19 protein-coding genes and 1 riboswitch are annotated in these 18,892 nt (G+C 74.1%); of the genes, 9 read left to right on the forward strand and 10 right to left on the reverse strand.

From position 1 onward, the window contains the following. The first annotated feature begins 66 nt into the window (after positions 1 to 66). Entirely contained in the window at positions 67 to 369 is a 303-nt protein-coding gene (locus MPTA5024_RS09245; RefSeq protein ID WP_036321555.1) for a hypothetical protein, read from the forward strand. A gap of 250 nt (positions 370 to 619) precedes the next feature. Here MPTA5024_RS09245 and MPTA5024_RS09250 read toward each other — a convergent pair whose 3' ends face one another. Both MPTA5024_RS09250 and MPTA5024_RS09255 read right to left on the reverse strand, forming a co-directional pair. Next, positions 620 to 1,057 (reverse strand): SAV_6107 family HEPN domain-containing protein, encoded by a 438-nt coding sequence (locus MPTA5024_RS09250; RefSeq protein ID WP_036321558.1) that lies wholly within the window; start codon positions 1,055 to 1,057, stop codon positions 620 to 622. Positions 1,058 to 1,616: 559 nt separating this feature from the next. After that, entirely contained in the window at positions 1,617 to 2,420 is an 804-nt protein-coding gene (locus tag MPTA5024_RS09255; RefSeq protein ID WP_036321561.1) for a L,D-transpeptidase family protein, read from the reverse strand. A 118-nt stretch (positions 2,421 to 2,538) separates the two neighbouring features. Between MPTA5024_RS09255 and MPTA5024_RS09260 the strand changes: the two genes are divergently transcribed. From MPTA5024_RS09260 to MPTA5024_RS09270, 3 genes are all read left to right on the forward strand, one after another. Next, positions 2,539 to 3,015 (forward strand): YbaK/EbsC family protein, encoded by a 477-nt coding sequence (locus MPTA5024_RS09260; protein WP_036321564.1) that lies wholly within the window; start codon positions 2,539 to 2,541, stop codon positions 3,013 to 3,015. Between the two features lie 49 nt (positions 3,016 to 3,064). After that, the gene (locus MPTA5024_RS09265) at positions 3,065 to 3,613 is read left to right on the forward strand and encodes a GNAT family N-acetyltransferase (protein WP_232326324.1); all 549 of its coding nucleotides are present in this window, start codon (positions 3,065 to 3,067) and stop codon (positions 3,611 to 3,613) included. Between the two features lie 182 nt (positions 3,614 to 3,795). Next, positions 3,796 to 4,401 (forward strand): plasmid pRiA4b ORF-3 family protein, encoded by a 606-nt coding sequence (locus tag MPTA5024_RS09270; protein WP_051457868.1) that lies wholly within the window; start codon positions 3,796 to 3,798, stop codon positions 4,399 to 4,401. Between the two features lie 69 nt (positions 4,402 to 4,470). Here MPTA5024_RS09270 and metF read toward each other — a convergent pair whose 3' ends face one another. Next, positions 4,471 to 5,400, reverse strand: a complete 930-nt coding sequence (gene metF / locus MPTA5024_RS09275; RefSeq protein WP_036321567.1) for a methylenetetrahydrofolate reductase [NAD(P)H] — start codon at positions 5,398 to 5,400, stop codon at positions 4,471 to 4,473. A gap of 141 nt (positions 5,401 to 5,541) precedes the next feature. Here metF and MPTA5024_RS09280 point away from each other — a divergent pair, with 141 nt between their 5' ends. Further along, positions 5,542 to 6,609 (forward strand): polyprenyl synthetase family protein, encoded by a 1,068-nt coding sequence (locus tag MPTA5024_RS09280; protein ID WP_036321570.1) that lies wholly within the window; start codon positions 5,542 to 5,544, stop codon positions 6,607 to 6,609. A gap of 39 nt (positions 6,610 to 6,648) precedes the next feature. Here MPTA5024_RS09280 and thiE read toward each other — a convergent pair whose 3' ends face one another. Genes thiE through MPTA5024_RS09295 form a run of 3 tightly spaced genes read right to left on the reverse strand, consistent with a single transcriptional unit; the run spans position 6,649 to position 8,923 of the window. Further along, entirely contained in the window at positions 6,649 to 7,302 is a 654-nt protein-coding gene (thiE, locus tag MPTA5024_RS09285; protein WP_036321573.1) for a thiamine phosphate synthase, read from the reverse strand. 27 nt (positions 7,303 to 7,329) lie between these two features. After that, a complete protein-coding gene (locus MPTA5024_RS09290) occupies positions 7,330 to 7,704 on the reverse strand; it encodes an Rv2175c family DNA-binding protein (RefSeq protein ID WP_036321575.1) in 375 nt (124 codons plus the stop codon). A 43-nt stretch (positions 7,705 to 7,747) separates the two neighbouring features. Beyond that, a complete protein-coding gene (locus MPTA5024_RS09295) occupies positions 7,748 to 8,923 on the reverse strand; it encodes an NAD(P)/FAD-dependent oxidoreductase (RefSeq protein ID WP_036321577.1) in 1,176 nt (391 codons plus the stop codon). A gap of 129 nt (positions 8,924 to 9,052) precedes the next feature. Continuing rightward, positions 9,053 to 9,163: riboswitch (TPP riboswitch) on the forward strand. On the opposite strand from MPTA5024_RS09295, the gene thiO reads away from it, so the two are divergent. The 4 genes from thiO to pknB all read left to right on the forward strand — a co-directional run bounded on the left by thiO (position 9,152) and on the right by pknB (position 13,475). Next, a complete protein-coding gene (thiO, locus tag MPTA5024_RS09300; RefSeq protein WP_051457869.1) occupies positions 9,152 to 10,309 on the forward strand; it encodes a glycine oxidase ThiO in 1,158 nt (385 codons plus the stop codon). (Overlaps the previous riboswitch by 12 nt.) Then, positions 10,306 to 10,506, forward strand: a complete 201-nt coding sequence (gene thiS / locus MPTA5024_RS09305; protein WP_036321579.1) for a sulfur carrier protein ThiS — start codon at positions 10,306 to 10,308, stop codon at positions 10,504 to 10,506. The genes thiO and thiS overlap by 4 nt, the downstream gene beginning before the upstream one ends. Positions 10,507 to 10,508: 2 nt before the next feature. Further along, positions 10,509 to 11,300, forward strand: coding sequence for a thiazole synthase (locus tag MPTA5024_RS09310; protein WP_036321582.1), 792 nt, complete (start codon positions 10,509 to 10,511; stop codon positions 11,298 to 11,300). 195 nt (positions 11,301 to 11,495) lie between these two features. Next, complete coding sequence (gene pknB, locus MPTA5024_RS09315) at positions 11,496 to 13,475, forward strand: Stk1 family PASTA domain-containing Ser/Thr kinase (protein ID WP_036321585.1); 1,980 nt, start codon at positions 11,496 to 11,498, stop codon at positions 13,473 to 13,475. 74 nt (positions 13,476 to 13,549) lie between these two features. Here pknB and alc read toward each other — a convergent pair whose 3' ends face one another. From alc to MPTA5024_RS09335, 4 genes are all read right to left on the reverse strand, one after another. Then, complete coding sequence (alc, locus tag MPTA5024_RS09320) at positions 13,550 to 14,515, reverse strand: allantoicase (RefSeq protein ID WP_036321588.1); 966 nt, start codon at positions 14,513 to 14,515, stop codon at positions 13,550 to 13,552. After that, the gene (allB, locus tag MPTA5024_RS09325; protein ID WP_036321590.1) at positions 14,512 to 15,825 is read right to left on the reverse strand and encodes an allantoinase AllB; all 1,314 of its coding nucleotides are present in this window, start codon (positions 15,823 to 15,825) and stop codon (positions 14,512 to 14,514) included. The genes alc and allB overlap by 4 nt, the downstream gene beginning before the upstream one ends. A 156-nt stretch (positions 15,826 to 15,981) precedes the next feature. Next, entirely contained in the window at positions 15,982 to 17,274 is a 1,293-nt protein-coding gene (locus MPTA5024_RS09330) for a glycerate kinase (protein ID WP_084369524.1), read from the reverse strand. A gap of 111 nt (positions 17,275 to 17,385) precedes the next feature. Further along, entirely contained in the window at positions 17,386 to 18,783 is a 1,398-nt protein-coding gene (locus MPTA5024_RS09335; protein ID WP_232326327.1) for an 8-oxoguanine deaminase, read from the reverse strand. Between the last annotated feature and the right edge of the window lie 109 nt (positions 18,784 to 18,892).

Below are 18,892 nucleotides of genomic sequence, written 5' to 3' on the forward strand. Positions count from 1 at the left end.
ATCCCCCGCCCCCGGCGGGTGGCGGGCGGGACGCCTCCCCCGGCGGGCGTCCGGTAGGGTGCCGCTGTGGCGATCTTCCTCGTCGGGCTCACCCGTACCGGCCCGCTGTGGGACTCCTCCCGGCCGATGGAGGAGCAGGCGGACTGGACGGCGCACGCCTCGTTCATGGACGGGCTCGTCGACACCGGCTTCGTGATCCTGGGCGGCCCGCTGGCCGACGAGATCCGCGTCGTGCTCGCCGTGGAGGCCGGGTCGGCGGACGAGGTGCGCGCCACCTTGGGACGCGACCCCTGGAGCGGGACGCACCTGGTCGTCGACACGATCGAGCCCTGGACCATCCGCCTCGACGCCCGCGAGGCGCGCAGGTGAAGCCGAACGGCGATCGACCCGGGCGGCGGACGAGCCGGATGGCGGGCGGCGCGAGTGGCGGGAGCCGGCGCACGGGGCCTGACCACGGCCACTTCATGATTGGGGCGGCCGGAGCGTCGACCATGCCCGGCCTGATCCGGCCGGCGTGCGAGATCGGCGGTTCGGCCGGCGTCCGTCCGCTCTTGGCGGGACGCGGGGTGGGACCCGGCGCGCCTCCCGTAGGGCGGGCTGGTCCGGGGGGAGGGCGGCCTCAGCCGGCCATGGGAAGCGTCGGCTTTCCGGGGACGCCGAGGATGGACTCGACCTCGCCCACGAACTTGTCGGCCTCGGCGATCAGCTCCTCGGCGTCGGTGGGGGTGACGACGCGCACCATGCCGGCCTCGGCCGCCGCGCGCTTGGTCGCGCTGACCGCGAAGTAGGCCGCCCAGTCGGCCAGCTTCGGCTCGGCCTCGGGCAGCAACTCCCACGCGCTGCGCAGCCGGCGCCTGCGCCCGTCCATCGGACGCGGCCGGGCCGCGAGGATCCCGGCCGCCGCGCGAAGCGCCGCCAGATGGGCCGACACGTACCGGTCGGCGGGGGTCGGCCCCACCGACGCGTCCGCGAGGCACGCCCTGGCGTCCGCGAGATGCGCCAGGACCGTCTGCGAGAGCCGTGGCCCGTTCCGCTGCTCTCCGCTCTGTTCCGTCATGCCCGCCTCCTCGAGTCGTGGCATCCGGCGAGGCTCGCCGGTGACATCACAGTCGCAGACCCCACCGACAATTCCGCCGGACGGACGATCCCGTGGTGCCGGCGAGGGACCGCCCGATGCTTCAGGCTCCCGTGGGCGGCCGGACGAGGAGCTTCCCCTCTCCCCGTCCGGCCCACGCCGCGGGCCGTGCCGCGTTCGTCTCCGCCGACGACGAGGGCACGGTTCCAACGGGGTGGGCGCAGGCCGCGAGTCCCGCGCCCACTGCATCGAACATAGATTCGATCATGCCTCACTGTCAAGACTGTCAACGAACAAGGGTTCGAGGACCGGCCCCAAGAACGGTCCCGGAACAGCCGAAACCCCCGCACGACGGATCGTGCGGGGGTCTCACGACGACTCCCGGCAGAGGCGCCGGCGTTCTACGCCGCCCCGGGTTCGCGGCGCGGCCTCAGGCAGGCGGGGCTCCGTACCGCGGTCCCGGGATCGCCGGCGTCACGCACCGCGCCGGGGCGCACCTGGCGGAACACGGCGGCCTGGGCCGCCCCCGGCGCCGTACGGGTCAGCGGACGAACCGGCCGCGGACGTGGACGGGGACGCCGGTCCCGAGCAGGCCGGGCAGGATCTCCGCCACGTGCATCGGCAGCCGGACGCAGCCGTGCGACGCCGGGTAGAGCGGCACCGACAGGGCGCCGTGCAGGGCGATGCCGCCGTTGAAGAAGATCGGGTTGTAGAGCTGGCCCAGGTAGGACCGGTGCCAGCCGCTGACCCGCCAGGTGGTCGCGAAGTCGCCGGTGGGCGTGCGGGCGCTGCCGCTGAAGCGCTGCCGCTTGCCGTTCCACATCGCGTACTCGGTGTACGGGATGCCGCTGCCGCTGGAGATGTGGCTGATCAGCCGGGGCACGCCGTTCCGGTAGAGGACCATGACCTGCTTGGTCAGGTTCACCTCCACGCGGTCTGGCCTGCCGCGGGGGACCAGGACCGCGGGCGCCTTCGGGTTCTCCAGCGCCTTCCAGGTCCTCTTGGCCACGGTGCTCGTCGGCGTGATGCCCTGGATCTTCTGGAAGGCCCACACGGCCGTCAGCGTGGCGCCGCCGTACCGGCCGTCGATCGAGCCCGGGACGTATCCGAGCTGCTTCAGGCGGGTCTGCAGCGCCTTGACGGCCGAGCCCTTGGCGCCCAGCTTCAGCGTCTTGTACGGCGCGGTGAACGGCGGGTAGGCCGCCGCCGCGACGGCGGACGACACCGGGACGGCGCCCGTACGGACCTGCGTGCTCGCCTGCGCGGCCTCCGGGACCCCTGCCGTGGCGAGGGCTAGCGCCCCCGCCATCACGAGCGCGGCGACCGCCTGCCGTCGACCCCCCATCGTGACCAACCCCTCATTCTTCCCAAGCACGGACCAAAGGACCTTAGCGTACGGCCCTCGTGGTCAAGGAGAAGGCAATTGACCGGCCTCGTCCTCGCCATCCGTTTAGAGTGTCCGCGTGCCGGAAAAGTTGCATCCCAACATCGCCCGGGTGGAGGCGGCCCTGCGCGCGCAGGGCGTGACGGGCGAGATCGTCGTGCTCGACGAGGCCACGCCGACGGCGGCGACGGCGGCCGCGCGGCTCGGCTGCGAGATCGGGGCGATCGCCAACAGCCTGATCTTCGACGCCGACGGCGCCCCGCTGCTCGTGCTGACCAGCGGCGCCCACCGGGTGGACACGGCCCTGGTGGCGCGGCTCGTCGGCGTCGCGAAGGTCAGGCGCGCCACCCCGGAGTTCGTGCGCGAGCACACCGGCCAGCCCATCGGCGGCGTCGCCCCCGTGGGTCACCCCGCCCCGGTCCGGACATTGGTGGACGCCTGGCTCGGCAAGCACGAGGTCGTATGGGCGGCCGCGGGGCATCCGCACTCGGTCTTCCCCACCAGCTTCGACGAACTGGTGCGGATCACCGGCGGTACGCCGGCCGAGGTGGAGTGACCCTCCGGTGGCCGCCTCGCCTCCGGAACGCTTTGCTAGTCTCCGATGAGTGATCCAGCTGCGACGCGTGGGGCCAGACACGTTCATCACCGTCATCGACACGGTGCTGGACATCTACACCGAGGCCATGCGCCCGCCGACGGACCAGCTCACCGGCCGCCTGGCGATAATGCGCAACCACGCGACGTATCCCGACTTCGTCTGCCTGCTCGCGGAGTCGCCTGACATCGTCGGGTTCGCGTACGGCTTCCATGGCGCGCCCGGGCAGTGGTGGCACGACGTGGTCCGCCGCGCCCTGCAGGACCAGGCGGGGACGCGGGCAGCGCAGAGGTGGTTCGGCGACGCCCTGGAGATCGCCGAGGTCCACGTCCGGCCCGACTACCAGGGCAAGGGCATCGGGCGCAGCCTGATCCACGCCATCTGCGAGGGCCGCCCGGAGCGGACGGCCGTGCTGTCGACCCACGACGCCCCGACGGCGGCCCGCCACCTCTACGGGGACGTCGGGTTCGTCGACCTCCTGACGCGGTTCGTGTTCCCCGGCGGCTACGAGAACTACGTGATCGCGGGCGTCCCGCTGCCGCTGCCGCCGCAGCGGTGACCTTCCCGATCCTCGGGAGCACCCGCCCGCTGCCAGTGCAGCCACCTGCTCCGGCAACCCCCGTTGATCGTCACCCCACACCGGCATGAACGTGCTGCACATCGACGTGCCCCTGCATCCGTTCACCACGGCTCTTCGTTGTCCTGAGGACGCCGGCGGAACGGGTGGGGCAAGATGCGCTCATGGCTGTCCGACCCACCACTTCCAGCGCCCGCACGGCCCCCGGCGTCCACCGGATCAAGGTGACGCTGGCCGGATCACGGCCGCCGATCTGGCGGCGGCTGGAAGTCCCTTCCACCATCACGCTGCGCGAGCTGCATGAAGTCCTGCAGGCCGCCTTCGGCTGGGAGGACTACCACCTGTGGGTCTTCGAAAGCCCGCTGGGCCGCTACGGCGTCGCCGACCGCGAACTGCAGATCACCAGCGCCGCCGCCAAACGGCTCGGCCATGTCGTCCCCGCGCCGAAAGACCGGCTCGGCTACACCTACGACTTCGGTGACAACTGGGAGCACGCCATCCTCGTCGAGGCCGTCGCCGCGGCCGAGCCGGGCGTCGCCTATCCGCGCTGCCTCACCGGCCGACGCGCCTGCCCCCCTGAAGACTGCGGCGGCATCTGGGGCTACGAGTATCTGCTGGAGATCCTCGCCGACCCCATGCACGAAGAGCATGAGGATCGCCTGGAGTGGCTCGGCCTCGACTCAGCCGACCAATTCGACCCCGCCGCCTTTGACCTTGCCCAGACCAACGCCGCGCTCTCCCACCTGGCGACCGTCCTTGTCAAGGAGTGACGTAGCCCCACCGGTCAGCACGCACCCACAGGATCAACGCGATGCAGCACCAGGAGGCCTGCGGTCGTTTCAGGAGCCCGCGGGCGCCGGCGTCTGCTGCAGCGCCTGGAACACCTCGCGCGTCGCGCTCGACCGGTTGAACGTGATGAAGTGGATGCCGGGCGCGCCCTCCTCGAGGAGGGTGCGGCACATGTCCACGGCGTGCTCGATGCCCAGGCGCCGCACGGCGACGGGGTCGTCGGCGACCGCCTCGAAGCGGGCCGCGACCTCCGGCGGGAACGGCGCCCCCGACAGCTGCTCGGACCGGGCGATCGTGCTCATCTGGGTGACCGGCATGAGGCCCGGGATGATCGGGGTGTCGCAGCCCTTGGCCGCCACCCGGTCCCGCAGGCGCAGGTAGTCGTCCGCGCGGAAGAACATCTGGGTGATCGCGTAGTCGGCGCCCGCCCGGCACTTCTGCACGAAGAACTCGGTGTCCGACTCGATGGACGGCGAGCGGGGGTGCTTGTAGGGGAAGGCCGCGACCCCCACGCAGAAGTCGCCGGCCTGCCGGATGAGCCGCACCAGCTCCTCCGCGTACAGGACGCCCTCGGGGTGCTTGATCCAGTCGTCGAGCGGGTCGCCCCCGCGCGGGTCGCCGCGGACCGCGAGGATGTTGCGCACGCCGGCGTCGGCGAACCTGCCGACCAGATGGCGCAGTTCGCGGATCGAGTGGTCGACCGCGGTGAAGTGGGCGACCGGCGTGAGCGTCGTCTCGTGGGCGAGGCGCTCGACGATCTGGACGGTGCGGTCGCGGGTGGAACCGCCGGCGCCGTACGTGACGGAGACGAACGTCGGGCGCAGCGCCTCCAGCTCGCGGATGGCGCGCCAGAGCTGACGCTCGCCCTCGTCGGTCTTCGGCGGGAGGAACTCGAAGGAGAACGACCGCTCGCCCGCCGCCAGGAGCTCGCGAACGGTGGGGACGCGATCGGGGCGGCGTGAGGGCAGACCGAGAGCCATGGTTACAAGGGTACAGGGCCGATCCTTTTCGCCGAAGTCCGAGATCTCAACATGTGGACGTAAAGCGGTCCACATGGCGATCGCGAAGCTGGGGCCCCTTCCCCCATCGGCGGCGGGATCACCGCCCCGTAAGCTCAAGACATGACCACTTCCGTCGCCCCGCTCGACCTCGTCCGCCAGGAGGTGGACCGCTCGCTCCGGGAGTTCCTGGACCGGCAGCGCCCGATGTTCGGCGACCCCCACCTGGCCGCGCTGCTGTCGGCCGCGACGGACTTCCTGGCCGGCGGCAAACGGCTGCGTCCCGCCTTCTGCTACTGGGGCTGGCGCGCGGCGGGCGGCGGCGAGGAGCCGGGCCTGTACGCCGCGGCGGCCTCGCTCGAACTGCTGCAGGCGAGCGCGCTGGTCCACGACGACGTGATGGACGCGAGCGACGTGCGGCGCGGGATGCCCTCGGCGCACCGGCGGTTCGAGCGGATGCACGCCGACGCCGGCTGGCACGGGTCGGCCGGGCAGTTCGGCGAGGGCGCCGCGGTCCTGCTGGGCAACCTGCTGCTGGTGTGGTCGGGCCAGATGTGGCGCGGCAGCGGGCTCGACCCGCGGGCCCTGGCGGCGGCCCAGCCGGTGCACGACCACATGCTGACCGAGCTGATGTGCGGCCAGTACCTCGACCTGCTGGAGCAGGCGCGGGGTGAGAACACCTTCGACAGCGCCCTGCGGGTCGCCCTGTACAAGAGCGGGAAGTACTCGGTGGAGCAGCCGCTGCGGCTGGGGCTCGTCCTCGCCGCCCGCGGCCCCGACCCGTATATCGACCGGCTCTGCGCCCAGTACGGCCAGCAGGTGGGCATCGCCTTCCAGCTGCGCGACGACGTGCTGGGGGTGTTCGGCGACCCGGCCGAGACCGGCAAGCCGGCCGGGGACGACCTGCGCGAGGGCAAGCGCACCATGCTCATCGCCCGGACGCTCGCCGAGGCGTCGCCCGCCCAGGCCGCCGCCGTACGCGACCTGCTGGGCGACCCGGCCCTCGACGAGGAGGGGGTCGAGCGGCTCCGCACGGTCATCGAGGAGACGGGCGCGCTGGCGGCGTGCGAAGGAATGATCAAGCAGTACCTCGACGAGGCCCTGGCCGCCCTCGACCACGCCCCGATCGAGGAGACGGCCCGCGCGGCCCTGGCCGCCCTGGCCGTGGCCGCCACCGCCCGCCGCACCTGACCCGCGGGAAGGGGCGCGGCGCCTGACCCCGCGAGAGGGTCAGAGCGGGACGGCGGCCAGGCGGGCCGTGAGCTCGGCGGCGGCGGCGCCGGGGTCCGGCGCCTCGGTGATGGCGCGCACGACCACCACGCGGCGGGCGCCGTGCGCGACGACCTGGTCGAGCGTGCCGAGGTCGACGCCGCCGATGGCGAACCAGGGCCGTCCGGAGCCGAGGCGGGCGGCGTGCTCCAGCAGGGGCGTCCCGGGCGCGGGACGCCCGGGCTTGGTCGGCGTCGGCCAGACGGGACCGCAGCAGAAGTAGTCGACGCCCGGCTCCCTGGCAGCGGCCGTCGCCTCGGCCTCGGCATGCGTCGACCTGCCGATGAGCACGTCGGGGCCGAGGATCTCCCGGGCCACGGACACCGGGAGGTCGTCCTGCCCGAGGTGGAGGACGTCGGGGCGGGCCGCGTACGCCACGTCGGCCCGGTCGTTGACGGCCAGCAGGGCGCCGTGCCTGTCGCAGGCCGCGCGGAAGACCTCGAGGAGCTCCAGCTCCTCGCGGGCCTCCAGGCCCTTCTCCCGCAGCTGGACGATGTCCACACCGCCGGCGAGGACCGCGTCGAGGAACTTCTCCAGGTCGCCGCGGTCCCGCCTGCCGTCCGTGCAGAGGTAGAGCCTGGCACGCGCCAGTCGCTGTCGCCGGGTGTCGCTCACCCGACCACAATGCCATGCGCCCGCGGCTCAGAAGCCCAGGGCCTGCGCCCTGCGCTTGACCTCGGTGTGCCGACCGGCGGCGATGGCGTCGATCGGCGATCCGGGGAGCGAGTCGTCGGCCGTGAACAGCCAGCGGATCGACTCGACCTCGTCGTACCCGGCGTCCGCCAGGACGGTGAGCGTGCCGGGAAGCCCCTTCAGCACGTCGCCGCCGGCGATGAACACCGCGGGGATCTGGGGCTCGCCGCCGCCGCGGCGGACGCCGACGAGCTTCTTGTCCTTGAGGAGCTGCTTGACCCGCCCGATGCTGATCTCCAGCCTCTTGGCGGCCTCCGAGATGGGGAGCCATTCCCCTACGAGCTGGTCGGTGTCCCGGTCGATCTGCGCAACAGTAAGCGTCACGGAACCACCATTACCACAGGCGAGCAGCCGGGAAACACCTCGATTACGTCATAATGCAGTCGCGGAGCGGCACGGACGGGTCGGTCAGGCGGGCCGGGTCGAGCCGGTGCCCGGCCTCGACGATCCGCCGCCCCTGCACCACGTCGCGCGGCCGGTCGACGGTCAGGATGGCCGCGAGCCGGTCTCCGGCCGTGAGCCAGCAGGCCGCCCACTTCCCCTCGCCCCGCGGGTCGCCGCGCAGCAGCACCCGCTCCGCCGCCGGGTGGTGCCCCGCGAACTGGACCATGTGGCCGAACTGCTCCGACCAGAAGTACGGCACCGGGTCGTAGACGGCGTCCTCGCCCAGCAGGGCCGCGGCGGCCGTGTCGGGCGCCTGCAGGGCGGTGTCCCAGTGCTCGACCCGCAGCCGCGTGCCGAACCTGCGCGACCACCAGTTGGCGCAGTCGCCGACCGCCACGACGCCGGGCAGGCGGGTGCGCAGGTGCTCGTCGACCACGACCCCGTTGTCCACCTCGACGGCGGAGCCCTTCAGCCACTCGACCGCGGGCCGCACGCCGACGCCGGTGACCACGACGTCCGCCTTCACCCGGGCGCCGGACATGAGCGTGAGCCCGTCGGCGTCGATCGTGCCGACCTTCGCCCCGAGCCGCAGCTCCACGCCCGCCTGGGCGTACCAGGGGATGGTGTGCCCGCCGACCGCCCCCAGCGCGGCGGCCAGCGGGGTCTCGCCCGCCTCGACCACGGTGACCGCGCATCCGGCGCGGGCGGCCGCGGTGGCGACCTCGGCGCCGATCCAGCCCGCGCCGATCACGGCGACCCGGGCCCCGGGGACCAGCCGCTCGCGCAGCGCGAGCGCGTCGTCGATCGTGCGCAGCACGTGCTGGCGGCCCTCGCCGCGCAGCCGCACCGGCGTCGCGCCGGTCGCGATCACCAGGCCGTCGTACTCCAGCTCGCCCTCGGTCGTCTCCAGCACGCCCTCGCGCAGGCCCTTGGCGGCGGCGCCCAGGCACAGCCGTACGTCGAGGGCGTCGAGGTCGGAGTCGACCACGGTGGAGTCGGTCTCGCCGAGCAGCACCGCCTTCGACAGCGGCGGCCTGTCGTAGGGGCGATGACGTTCCTCGCCGATCAGCGTGATCCGGCCCGCGAAACCGTGGGCCCGCAGAGCCTCGACACTTCGCACGCCGGCCAGGCCGGCCCCCACCACCACGACGTGATCCACCACCTGACCATAGATTGCCCACCGGGCATGCCGCCAATGGAGGTGCCATAACGACTTGGGCAACTACTGCGCACACCGGCCGTGCCGCCCGTTGTGCGTGACGCAGGGCCGCAGGGCTAGGCTGAGGGGCGTAAGACGCGCGGGAGCCCGGCGGCCGGGCTGAGAGGAGAGCGGAGGCTCTCGACCGCCAGACGACCTGATCCGGGTAATGCCGGCGAAGGGAGCGCTGTGTCAGATCCGCACGGAGCCCGTGCCGACCTCGTCTGCGACGTCGTGGTCGTCGGCGGAGGGGTCGCGGGACTGTCCGCCGCCTGGCGGACGGCCAGGCAGGGCATGTCCGTGGTCGTCGTCGACCCGGCCCCCGGCACCGGCGCGACCCACGCCTCCGCGGGGATGCTGGCGCCGGTCAGCGAGGTGACCTACACCGAGGAGCCGCTGCTGCGGCTCGGCCTCGCCTCCCTCGCCGCCTGGCCCGGCTTCCGGGCCGAGCTCGACGACGAGAGCGGCGTGGAGGTCGACCACCGGCGCGAGGGCACACTGGAGATCGCCTACAGCGCCGACGACATGGCGTACTTCGACCGGCTCGCCGCGTTCGAGGAGACGCTCGGGCTGCGGGTCGAGCGGCTGACCGGGCGGGAGTGCCGTGCCCTGGAGCCGATGCTCTCCCCCGCGGTCAGGGGCGGCCTGCTCGCCCGCGACGACGCCTGGATCAACCCCCGCAGGCTGGTACGGGCCCTGCTGGCCGCCGTACAGCGTTGGGACGGCGAGATCCTGTACGACCGGGCGACCGAGATCGTCCCCCTGGGCGACGGCGGCGGCAGCGGTGTGGGCGGCGGCGTGGGCGTGCGGCTGGGCTCGGGCGAGCTCGTGAGCGCCGGGCACGTCGTCGTGGCGGCCGGCTCGTGGTCGCCGTCGCTGCTTCCCGGCCTGCCCGTACGGCCGGTCAAGGGGCAGATCCTCCGCCTGCGCGGGCCGCAGGGGTTCCTCACCCGGTGCGTGCGGGGCCTGGTCCACGGGTCGCCGGTGTACCTCGTCCCGCGCGGCGACGGCGAGATCACGCTGGGCGCGACCGTGGAGGAGCTGGCGTTCGACGCCCGGGTGACGGCCGGCGGCGTCTACGAGCTGCTGCGCGACGCCAGGGAGCTGGTGCCCGGCATCAGCGAGCTGGAGCTGGCCGAGACCACCGTGGGCTTCCGCCCGGGCACCCCCGACAACCTGCCGCTGATCGGCCCGGCCGGACCGCCCGGTGTGCTCGCGGCGACCGGTCACCACCGCGCGGGCGTCCTGCTGGCCCCTGTCACGGCCGAGGCCGTCGTCGCCCTCGTCACGGGCGCCGGCGCTCCGGAGGTCGTGAAGTCCTGTGATCCTGGGAGATTCAGCCGATGAAGGTTGTGATCAACGGCACGGCCGTCGAGCTGCCCGACGGCGCCACCGCCGGCCACGCCGTGCGCGCCCTCACGCCGCTCACGTCGGGCGTCGCGGTGGCGGTGAACGGCGAGGTGGTCAGCCGGGGCAGCTGGGAGTCGACCCCGCTGGCGGGCGGCGACACGGTCGAGGTGCTGACGGCGGTGCAGGGAGGATGACGATGAAGGACACCGCGGCGGCGCCGGACGACGACACGTTCCTGCTGGGCGGCGAGAAGTTCTCCTCGCGCCTGATCATGGGGACGGGCGGCGCGCCCTCCCTGGAGGTGCTCGACGAGGCCCTGGAGGCGTCGGGCACCGAGCTGACCACGGTCGCCATGCGCCGGCTCGACCCGTCCGCGGGCGGCTCGGTCCTCGACGTGCTGCGCCGCCGGGGCATCAGGGTGCTGCCGAACACGGCGGGCTGCTTCACGGCCGGCGAGGCGGTGCTGACGGCCCGGCTGGCCCGGGAGGCCCTGGAGACCGACTGGGTGAAGCTGGAGGTCATCGCCGACGAGCGGACGCTGCTGCCCGACCCCGTCGAGACGTTCGACGCGGCCGAGCGGCTGGTGGCGGACGGCTTCGTCGTCCTCCCCTACATCGGCGACGACCCGGCGCTGGCGCGGCGGCTCGAACAGGCCGGCTGCGCGGCCGTGATGCCGCTGGGCGCGCCCATCGGCTCCGGCCTCGGCATCCGCAACCCGCACAGCATCGAGCTGATCGTGGAGGCCGCCGGGGTCCCGGTCATCCTCGACGCCGGGCTGGGCACGGCCAGCGACGCCGCGCTCGCCATGGAGCTCGGCTGCGACGCGGTGCTGCTGGCCAGCGCGGTGACCCGCGCCCAGCGGCCCGGGCTGATGGCCGCCGCGATGCGGTCGGCCGTGACGGCGGGACGGCAGGCGCGGCTGGCCGGACGCATCCCGCGCCGCCGGTACGCCGAGGCGTCCTCCCCCGGCCGTCCGACCCCGGCGTGACCCCGGACGTCCGACCCCGGCGTGACCCCGGCCACCCGACCCCGGCCGCTGCGGTGGAGGCGGAACGGCGGCATCCGGTAGCTCCGGTTATCGGATTCCCCGGGGCTTTCCGATGGTACGGAAAGCTCCGCGAATAGGTCTCGGTTTGGGATTCCGTAACACTGCGGGTGGCAAATCACCCGTAAACTCGGGCGAGTGGACACGACGCTAACCGACCCGCTCGTAGGGCAGGTGCTCGACGGGCGCTATCGCGTCGAGTCCCGGATCGCCCGGGGCGGCATGGCCTCCGTCTACCTGGCTCTGGACGTCCGGCTCGACCGCACGGTCGCCGTCAAGGTGATGCACCGCTCGCTCGCCGAGGACCCGCAGTTCGTCCGGCGCTTCATCGGCGAGGCCAAGTCCGTGGCCAGCCTCTCCCACCCCAACATCGTCCATGTCTTCGACCAGGGCACCGACGGGGCGCACGTCTACCTCTCGATGGAGTACGTGCCGGGCAAGACCCTGCGGGACGTCCTGCGCCTGCGCGGCCGGCTCCCGGCCCGCGAGGCGCTGGAGATGGTCATCCCGGTGCTCGCCGCGCTCGGCGCGGCCCACCAGGCCGGGATGGTCCACCGGGACGTCAAGCCGGAGAACGTGCTGCTCACCGACGACGGCCGGGTCAAGGTCGTCGACTTCGGCCTGGCCAGGGCCGTCGAGGCCACCAACCAGACCAAGACCGGCATGATGATCGGCACGATCGGCTACATGTCGCCCGAGCAGGTCACGACCGGCACGGCCGACGTCCGCAGCGACGTCTACGCCACCGGCATCATGCTGTTCGAGCTGCTCACGGGGCGCCAGCCGTACGCGGGCGAGACCCCGATGTCGGTCGCGTACCGGCACGTGCACGAGACCGTCCCGGCGCCGTCCTCGGTCGTGCCGGACATCCCGCCGTCGATCGACGCGCTGGTGGCGGCGGCCACGGACAAGGACCCGGCCCGCCGCCCGGCCGACGCGACCGCCATGCTGGTCGCCGCCGTCGACGCCCACCGGTCGCTGCCGAGGACCGGGAACACCGGCTCCTACACCGGGCCGACCGGCCTGCAGCCCGGGTCGCTCAGCGGCCCCACCGCTCCCCCGCCGGCCGCCGCCGCCGGGACGGCCCCGCCGTACGGGACGGGGCAGTACCTGTCGCCGGGCGCGCAGCCGGGAGCGGCGCACACGATGATCCAGCCGCGGTCGGACCTGCCGATCGGGCACGACGGCGAGCCCGCGGCCCGGCGCCGCCGCTTCCGGCCCAACTGGCTGGTGCTCGGCCTCGCCCTCGTGATGGTGGCCGGCGTCGCCCTGACGGGGTGGTGGTTCTCCCAGGGCCGGTACGTGAAGGTGCCCGACCTGGTCGGCCGGAACATCAAGGTGGCCAGGCAGCAGGCGCAGCAGGCCGGGTTCGAGGTGCGGATCGGCAAGGCCCGCTTCGACGACAAGGCCGCGAAGGACACGGTGCTCGACACCGACCCCGGGGCGGGCGCCGAGATCGCCCGGGGGGCGGTGGTGACCCTGATCCCGTCGGCGGGCCCGGAGACCATCCCGGTGCCCAAGGTCGAGGGCCTCACCGAGGCCGACGCGCGGGCCCAGGTCGCCGCGGTCGGGCTGGTCGTCGGCCGGGTGAGCAAGAGCGCGAGCGACACGGTGCCGCGCGGCCAGGTCATCCGCACCAGCCCGATGGTGGGCAAGCGGATCAAGAAGGGCGGCACGGTCAACCTCGTCGTCAGCGCCGGCCTGCTCATGCCGGACGTGACGCAGATGATGCGCGACCAGGCCGAGAAGTTCCTGCGGGACAAGGGCTTCAACGTCCAGATCGACGAGACGGCCGACAACACCCCGCCCGGCACCGTCATCGCGCAGGACCCGTCGGGCGGCTCCGAGGTGGCGGCCGGCGCGGTCGTCCACCTGACCGTCTCGAAGGGGCCCGACACGGGCTGGCACTGGCCGTGGGAGAACGACAACTCCGAGGCCCCGCCGGACTTCGTGGTCGTCCCCGACGTCCGGTTCAAGGACGTGAACGACGCGGTCAGCGAGCTGAAGGCCGCGGGGTTCCAGGTCAAGGTCCGCAACCTGGTCGGGACCCGGCGGGTGGTCGGGGAGAACCCGCTCGGCCAGCAGCCCATGGGCACCCGCATCACCATCTGGCACTGAACCGTCCGGCACCGAACCGTCCGTGCGGGCCGGCGGGCCTACGAGCGGGCCGGGGCCGGGTCGCCCCGCGCCGCTCAGGTGGTGAGCCTGCCCAGGAGGCGCAGCCGGGCCATGCCGCCGTCCGGGTAGACGTCGAGCCGGGCGTGGGTGACCGTACGGTCCGAGTCGAGCCGGAACCGGTGCCGGGTGTCGGGCTGCAGGCGCGTCCGCGGCAGCAGCGGGAACCAGGCGTCCCGGTCGTCCGGCGACGCCTTCCTCGCGTCGACGCCGCTGACCGCGGCCCAGCCGGGGGCGTTGAACAGCAGGTTCGAGGTGTCCAGCTCCGCCACCGCCACCGTGCCCGGCCCGGCGAGGGCCACCACGAGCCAGTCGTTGCCGCCGCCGCGCCGCCGGGCGGTCTCCCAGCCCTCCGACTGGTTGCGGGCCGCCCCGGGAGCGATGACGTTGTTGGGCGAGGAGTAGAACTCGTCGGAGCACGCGACCACCAGCCCGCCGTTCTCCAGGGCGGCGAGATCGACGGTGAGCCCGTCCAGGAACGCCGGGTCGGGGACCACCTCCCCGTGGACGCGCAGCCGGGCCACGCCGCCGTCGGGGAAGATGTTGAGCCGCACGTGCGTGAACCGCCGCTCGCCGGTCACGGCGAACTCATGCGCCGCGTCCCCGGTGAGCGGGCTCCTCGGCACGATCTCCACCCAGCCGTCCAGCTCGCCCGGCGCCGGGTACCCCTCGGCCTCGCACGCCTCCACCGACGCGTACGGCGGGTAGTTGCCCCTGAACCACGCCGTGTCGACGACCACGCCCCGGATCACACCGGGCAGGCCCAGCCGCACGATCGCCCAGTCGTGGCCGGGCTCGCGCCGCCGCCGGGTCTCCCACCCGTCGTACACCTGGCCCTTCGCGCCGAACGTGTGCGGGCGGAACTCGGGGGGCCCGGGCCGGATGAGGGCCTCCCGCTCGGCGAACGACTCGTCGTTGGCCGCCACGACCGAGCCGCCGTACGCGCGCAGGGCCAGATCGGGCAGACGGGTGAACGCGCTCATCGGGACGCTCCTTCCAGCAGCCGCCCCCGTGGGGTGGCGAAGTCGACCGGGACGCCCCGCAGCCAGGTGCTCCGGACGACGCCGGTCAGGGCGTGCCCGTCGTACGGCGACACCGGGTTGCGGTGGTGCAGGGCGGCCACGTCGACGGTGAACCCGGCGTCCGGGTCGAAGGCCACCAGGTCGGCGTCGGCGCCCTCCCTGATCACCCCCTTGTACGGCAGGCCCGCCAGCCGGGCCGGGCCCGCCGCCATCCACCGCACCACGTCGGCCAGGCCGTGCCCGCGCTCCCGGGCGGCCGTCCAAACCGCCGGCAGCCCGAGCTGGAGCGAGGAGATCCCGCCCCAGGCCGCGGCGAAGTCGGGCACCTTGAGATCGGGCGTCGAGGGCGAGTGGTCGGAGACCACGCCGATGAGGACGCCCTCGGCCAGGGCCCCCCACAGGGCGTCGCGGTTGGCCGCCTCCCTGATCGGCGGGCAGCACTTGTACGCCGGGCCGCGCACCTCCTCCGCGCTCAGCGTGAGGTAGTGAGGGCAGGTCTCGGCCGTGACGCGCACCCCGTCGCGCTGGGCCCGCCGCAGCGGCTCCAGGCAGGCGGCGGCCGACACGTGCACGATGTGGGCGCGCGCGCCGGTCTCCGCGGCCAGCTCGACGACCTGCTCGACGGCCCGCCGCTCGGCGTCCTGCGGCCGGGACCGCAGGAAGTCGGCGTACGTCGGACCGGCGGGCTCGGCCAGCAGGCCCGGGTCCTCCGCGTGCGCGATCAGCAGGCCGTCGAACGAGGCCACCTCGGCCAGCGCCGCCCGCAGCCCCTCCCGGTCGAGCGCCGGGAACTCGTCCACCCCCGACGGCGACAGGAAGCACTTCACGCCGATCACACCGGCCTCGTGCAACGGGCGCAGGTCCGCCAGGTTGCCGGGGATCGCGCCGCCCCAGAACGCAACGTCGACGTGGCACCGGCCCTCGGCGGCCCGCCGCTTGGTCTCCAGCGCGGCGACCGAGACCGTCGGGGGCAGCGAGTTGAGCGGCATGTCCACGATCGCCGTCACGCCGCCGGCCGCCGCCGCCCGGGTGGCCGAGGCGAACCCCTCCCAGTGGGTGCGGCCCGGCTCGTTCACGTGGACGTGGGTGTCCACCAGGCCCGGCAGCAGCGGGAGGTCGCCGAGGTCGGCGGTCTCCCGGGCGGGCAGGGCGTCGTCGTACGCGCCGACCTCCGCGATCCTCCCGTCCCGCACGGCCACGGCCGCCGGCCGCTCACCCTCGGGCGTCACCGCACGCCGCGACCGCACCACCAGGTCGTAGACGTCACTCATGCCACCTCCTCGCCTGACGGCTCGGAGCCGCATTCGCGAAACGCGCTGTGCCCACTGATTCGCTCGCTCCGCTCGCTCATGCCACCTCCTCGCCTGACGGCTCGGAGCCGCATTCGCGAATCGCGCTGTGCCCACTGATTCGCTCGCTCCGCTCGCTCATGCGCGACCGCCGGGTGCGGGGGGCGGCAGGTGCGCGGCGGCGACCCGGCGGGCGAGCCGTTCGAGCAGCGGCCCGGCCTCCGCCATGCATCGCCGGGCGTCGGGCTCGATGTCGGTCAACGCGTACGCCGCCTCGATCCCGGCCGCCCGCAGATCGTCGTCGCCGATCGCACGCCGCCCGCACACCGCGACCACCGGCACGCCGTGCTTGGCCGCCGCCGTCGCCACCCCGACCGGGGTCTTGCCGCGCAGGGACTGCTCGTCGAGCGACCCCTCCCCCGTGATCACCAGCCGGGCGCCCTCGGCGTGCCGGTCGAAGTCCTGCAGCTCAAGGAGGTACTCGATGCCCGAGCGGATCTCGGCGTGGAGGAAGGCGAGCGCGGCGAAGCCCACGCCGCCCGCCGCGCCGGCTCCCGGCGTCCCGGCGACGCCCATGCTCCGGACCACCCCGTCGTGCTCGGCCGCCCCGGCCAGGCCGTGGGTGTGCGCCGCGACCGCGGCCAGCCGGGCCAGCCCCGCCTCCAGCACCGCCACGTCGCCGGGGGCCGCGCCCTTCTGCGGGCCGTACACGGCCGCCGCGCCGTACGGCCCGAGCAGCGGGTTGTCCACGTCGCTCGCGACGATCACCTCGGCCCCCCGCAGCATGCCCGAGGCGTCGATCCTGTCGAGCGCGCGCAGGGCGGCGCCGCCGTGCGGCACGTCGGCCCCGCCGGCGTCGAGCAGCCGCGCCCCGAGGGCCTGGACCATGCCGGCGCCGCCGTCGGTGCAGGCGCTGCCGCCGAGCCCCAGGACGACCCGGGTGGCCCCGTGCCGTACGGCGTGGGCGATCAGCTCTCCGGTGCCGTAGCTGGTCGCCGTGAGCGGGGACGGCCCCTCGCCCTCCGGCAGCCTCCGCAGCCCGGACGCCTCGGCCAGCTCGACCACGGCCACGCGCCCGCCGCCCGGCTCGTCGCGCACCGCGTACGAGGCGTGGACCGGCCGGCCCGTCGGCCCGGTGACTTCGACCTCCACCCGGGTGAAGCCGCAGGCGACGACCGCGTCGACGGTGCCGTCGCCGCCGTCGGCCACCGGGAGCCGCACGACCGGGACGTCCCCCAGCCCGGCGGCCACGTGCTCGGCCACCTCCGGCGAGGTGAGCGAGCCGCGGAACTTGTCCGGCGCGATGACCACATGCCCGGTCACATGCCCGGTCACCCGCCCGGCAGCGTGCCCCGCCGCCTGCTCGGACGCGTGGCCGGCCGCCTCCCTGGCCCCGTGATCGGACGCCTGCCCGGCAGCGTGCCCGCTCATGCCCGCTCCCCGCCCGGCCGTAGGGCGCCGCGTCCGCGCGTCGCCCCCCGCCTCGTCATGGGCTGCCTGTCCATGTCCCGTCCCTCCGTGCCGCGACCACGACCCTGTCGTCTAGAAATGATCGCTGGCCAGGAGACGGCGGTGGGCACGGGCCCCCGCTTCGGCTGCGGCCTGGTCGGAGACGGTGCGCAGCTCGCCGTCCGCGACGACCGTGCGGCCGCCGACGAGCAGCCGGGCCAGCGGCGGGGTCTGGCCGTAGGCGAACGCGACGACCGGGTCGTCGACGCCGTCGTAGTAGCCGCCGAGCCGCCACAGGGCGACGTCGGCCAGCTTCCCCGGCTCCAGCGAGCCGATCTCTTCGGCGCGTCCGAGGCAGCGGGCGCCGCCGAGGGTGGCCATCTCCAGGGCCTGGCGGGCCGTGAGAGCGCGGGGGCCGTACCGGGCGCGCTGCATGAGCATCGCCATCCGGATCTCCCCGGCGAGCGGGGTCATCTCGCTGGAGGCGGCGCCGTCCACGCCGAGCCCGACCGGCGCCCCCGCCCTCAGCAGGTCGCTGACGCGAGCGATGCCGGCGCCGAGGCGGCCGTTGGACGAGGGGCAGTGGGCGGTCCCGGTCCCGGTGTCCGCGAAGCGGCGCACGTCCTTGTCAGTCAGATGCACGCAGTGGGCGAGCCACACGTCGGGGCCGAGCCAGCCGAGCCGGTCCATGTATTCCACGGGGAGCATGCCGAACTGCTCCCGGCAGTGCTCGTCCTCGTCGGCCGTCTCGGCGACGTGCGTGTGCAGGCGGACGCCGAGAGACCGGGCCAGCTCCGCCGACCTGACCATCAGGTCTCCCGTGACCGAGAACGGCGAGCACGGCGCCACCGCGATCCGCAGCATCGACCCGAACGACGGGTCGTGATATTTCCGGACGGCTTCCTCGGTGGCCCGGAGGATCTCGTCGGCCTCCTCCACCACCTCGTCGGGCGGGAGGCCGCCCCCCGAACGGCCCCGGTCCATCGACCCCCGGCAGGGGTGGAACCGCAGGCCCACCTGCCGGGCCGCCTCGATCTCCGCCTCGAACAGGTCGCCCCTGCCCTTCGGGAAGACGTAGTGGTGGTCGGTCGAGGTCGTGCAGCCGGAGCGGGCCAGCCAGGCGAGCCCGGCGGTGGCGGCGCCCCCGACGACCTCGGCGTCCATCCGCGCCCACAGCCGGTAGCTGGCCACCAGCCACTCGAACAGCGTGCCGTCCGGGGTCACCCCCTGAGAGGCCCACTGGTAGAGGTGGTGGTGGGTGTTGACGAGCCCGGGGGTGGCCAGGCAGCCGGCGCCGTCGACCCGCTCCGCGCCCTCCGGTGCGGACGGCGCGGGCCCGGGGCCGACCGCGGTGATCCGGTCCCCCTCGATCACGATGTGCCCGGACGGGATCTCCTCCCCCGCCACAGGCACGATGTAGGCGTTCTCGATCACCACGGGCTCGATCACCACGGGCTCGATCACCACGGGCCGGGTCGTCGCATCAGGCACGGAAGCCTCCGGAGCGGGCGCGGGCGGCCGCAATGCGGGAGCGGGCGGCCGGGGTGCGGGGGCGGGCGTTCACGCCGACTGCCCGGGGGACGGCGTGGCCGTGCGGCGG

It is taken from the genome of Microbispora sp. ATCC PTA-5024 (assembly GCF_000511135.2).
GTDB classification, from domain to species: Bacteria; Actinomycetota; Actinomycetes; order Streptosporangiales; family Streptosporangiaceae; genus Microbispora; species Microbispora corallina.

Excerpts from the sequence above, each read along its gene's own strand:
- alc (WP_036321588.1), bottom strand. The coding sequence starts at position 14,515 with ATGAGCGCGTTCACCCGTCTGCCCGATCTGGCCCTGCGCGCGTACGGC.
- MPTA5024_RS09255 (WP_036321561.1), bottom strand. The coding sequence starts at position 2,420 with ATGGGGGGTCGACGGCAGGCGGTCGCCGCGCTCGTGATGGCGGGGGCG.
- MPTA5024_RS09250 (WP_036321558.1), bottom strand. The coding sequence starts at position 1,057 with ATGACGGAACAGAGCGGAGAGCAGCGGAACGGGCCACGGCTCTCGCAG.
- metF (WP_036321567.1), bottom strand. The coding sequence starts at position 5,400 with ATGGCTCTCGGTCTGCCCTCACGCCGCCCCGATCGCGTCCCCACCGTT.
- thiS (WP_036321579.1), top strand. The coding sequence starts at position 10,306 with ATGAAGGTTGTGATCAACGGCACGGCCGTCGAGCTGCCCGACGGCGCC.
- allB (WP_036321590.1), bottom strand. The coding sequence starts at position 15,825 with ATGAGTGACGTCTACGACCTGGTGGTGCGGTCGCGGCGTGCGGTGACG.
- MPTA5024_RS09310 (WP_036321582.1), top strand. The coding sequence starts at position 10,509 with ATGAAGGACACCGCGGCGGCGCCGGACGACGACACGTTCCTGCTGGGC.
- MPTA5024_RS09270 (WP_051457868.1), top strand. The coding sequence starts at position 3,796 with ATGGCTGTCCGACCCACCACTTCCAGCGCCCGCACGGCCCCCGGCGTC.
- MPTA5024_RS09280 (WP_036321570.1), top strand. The coding sequence starts at position 5,542 with ATGACCACTTCCGTCGCCCCGCTCGACCTCGTCCGCCAGGAGGTGGAC.
- MPTA5024_RS09330 (WP_084369524.1), bottom strand. The coding sequence starts at position 17,274 with ATGAGCGGGCACGCTGCCGGGCAGGCGTCCGATCACGGGGCCAGGGAG.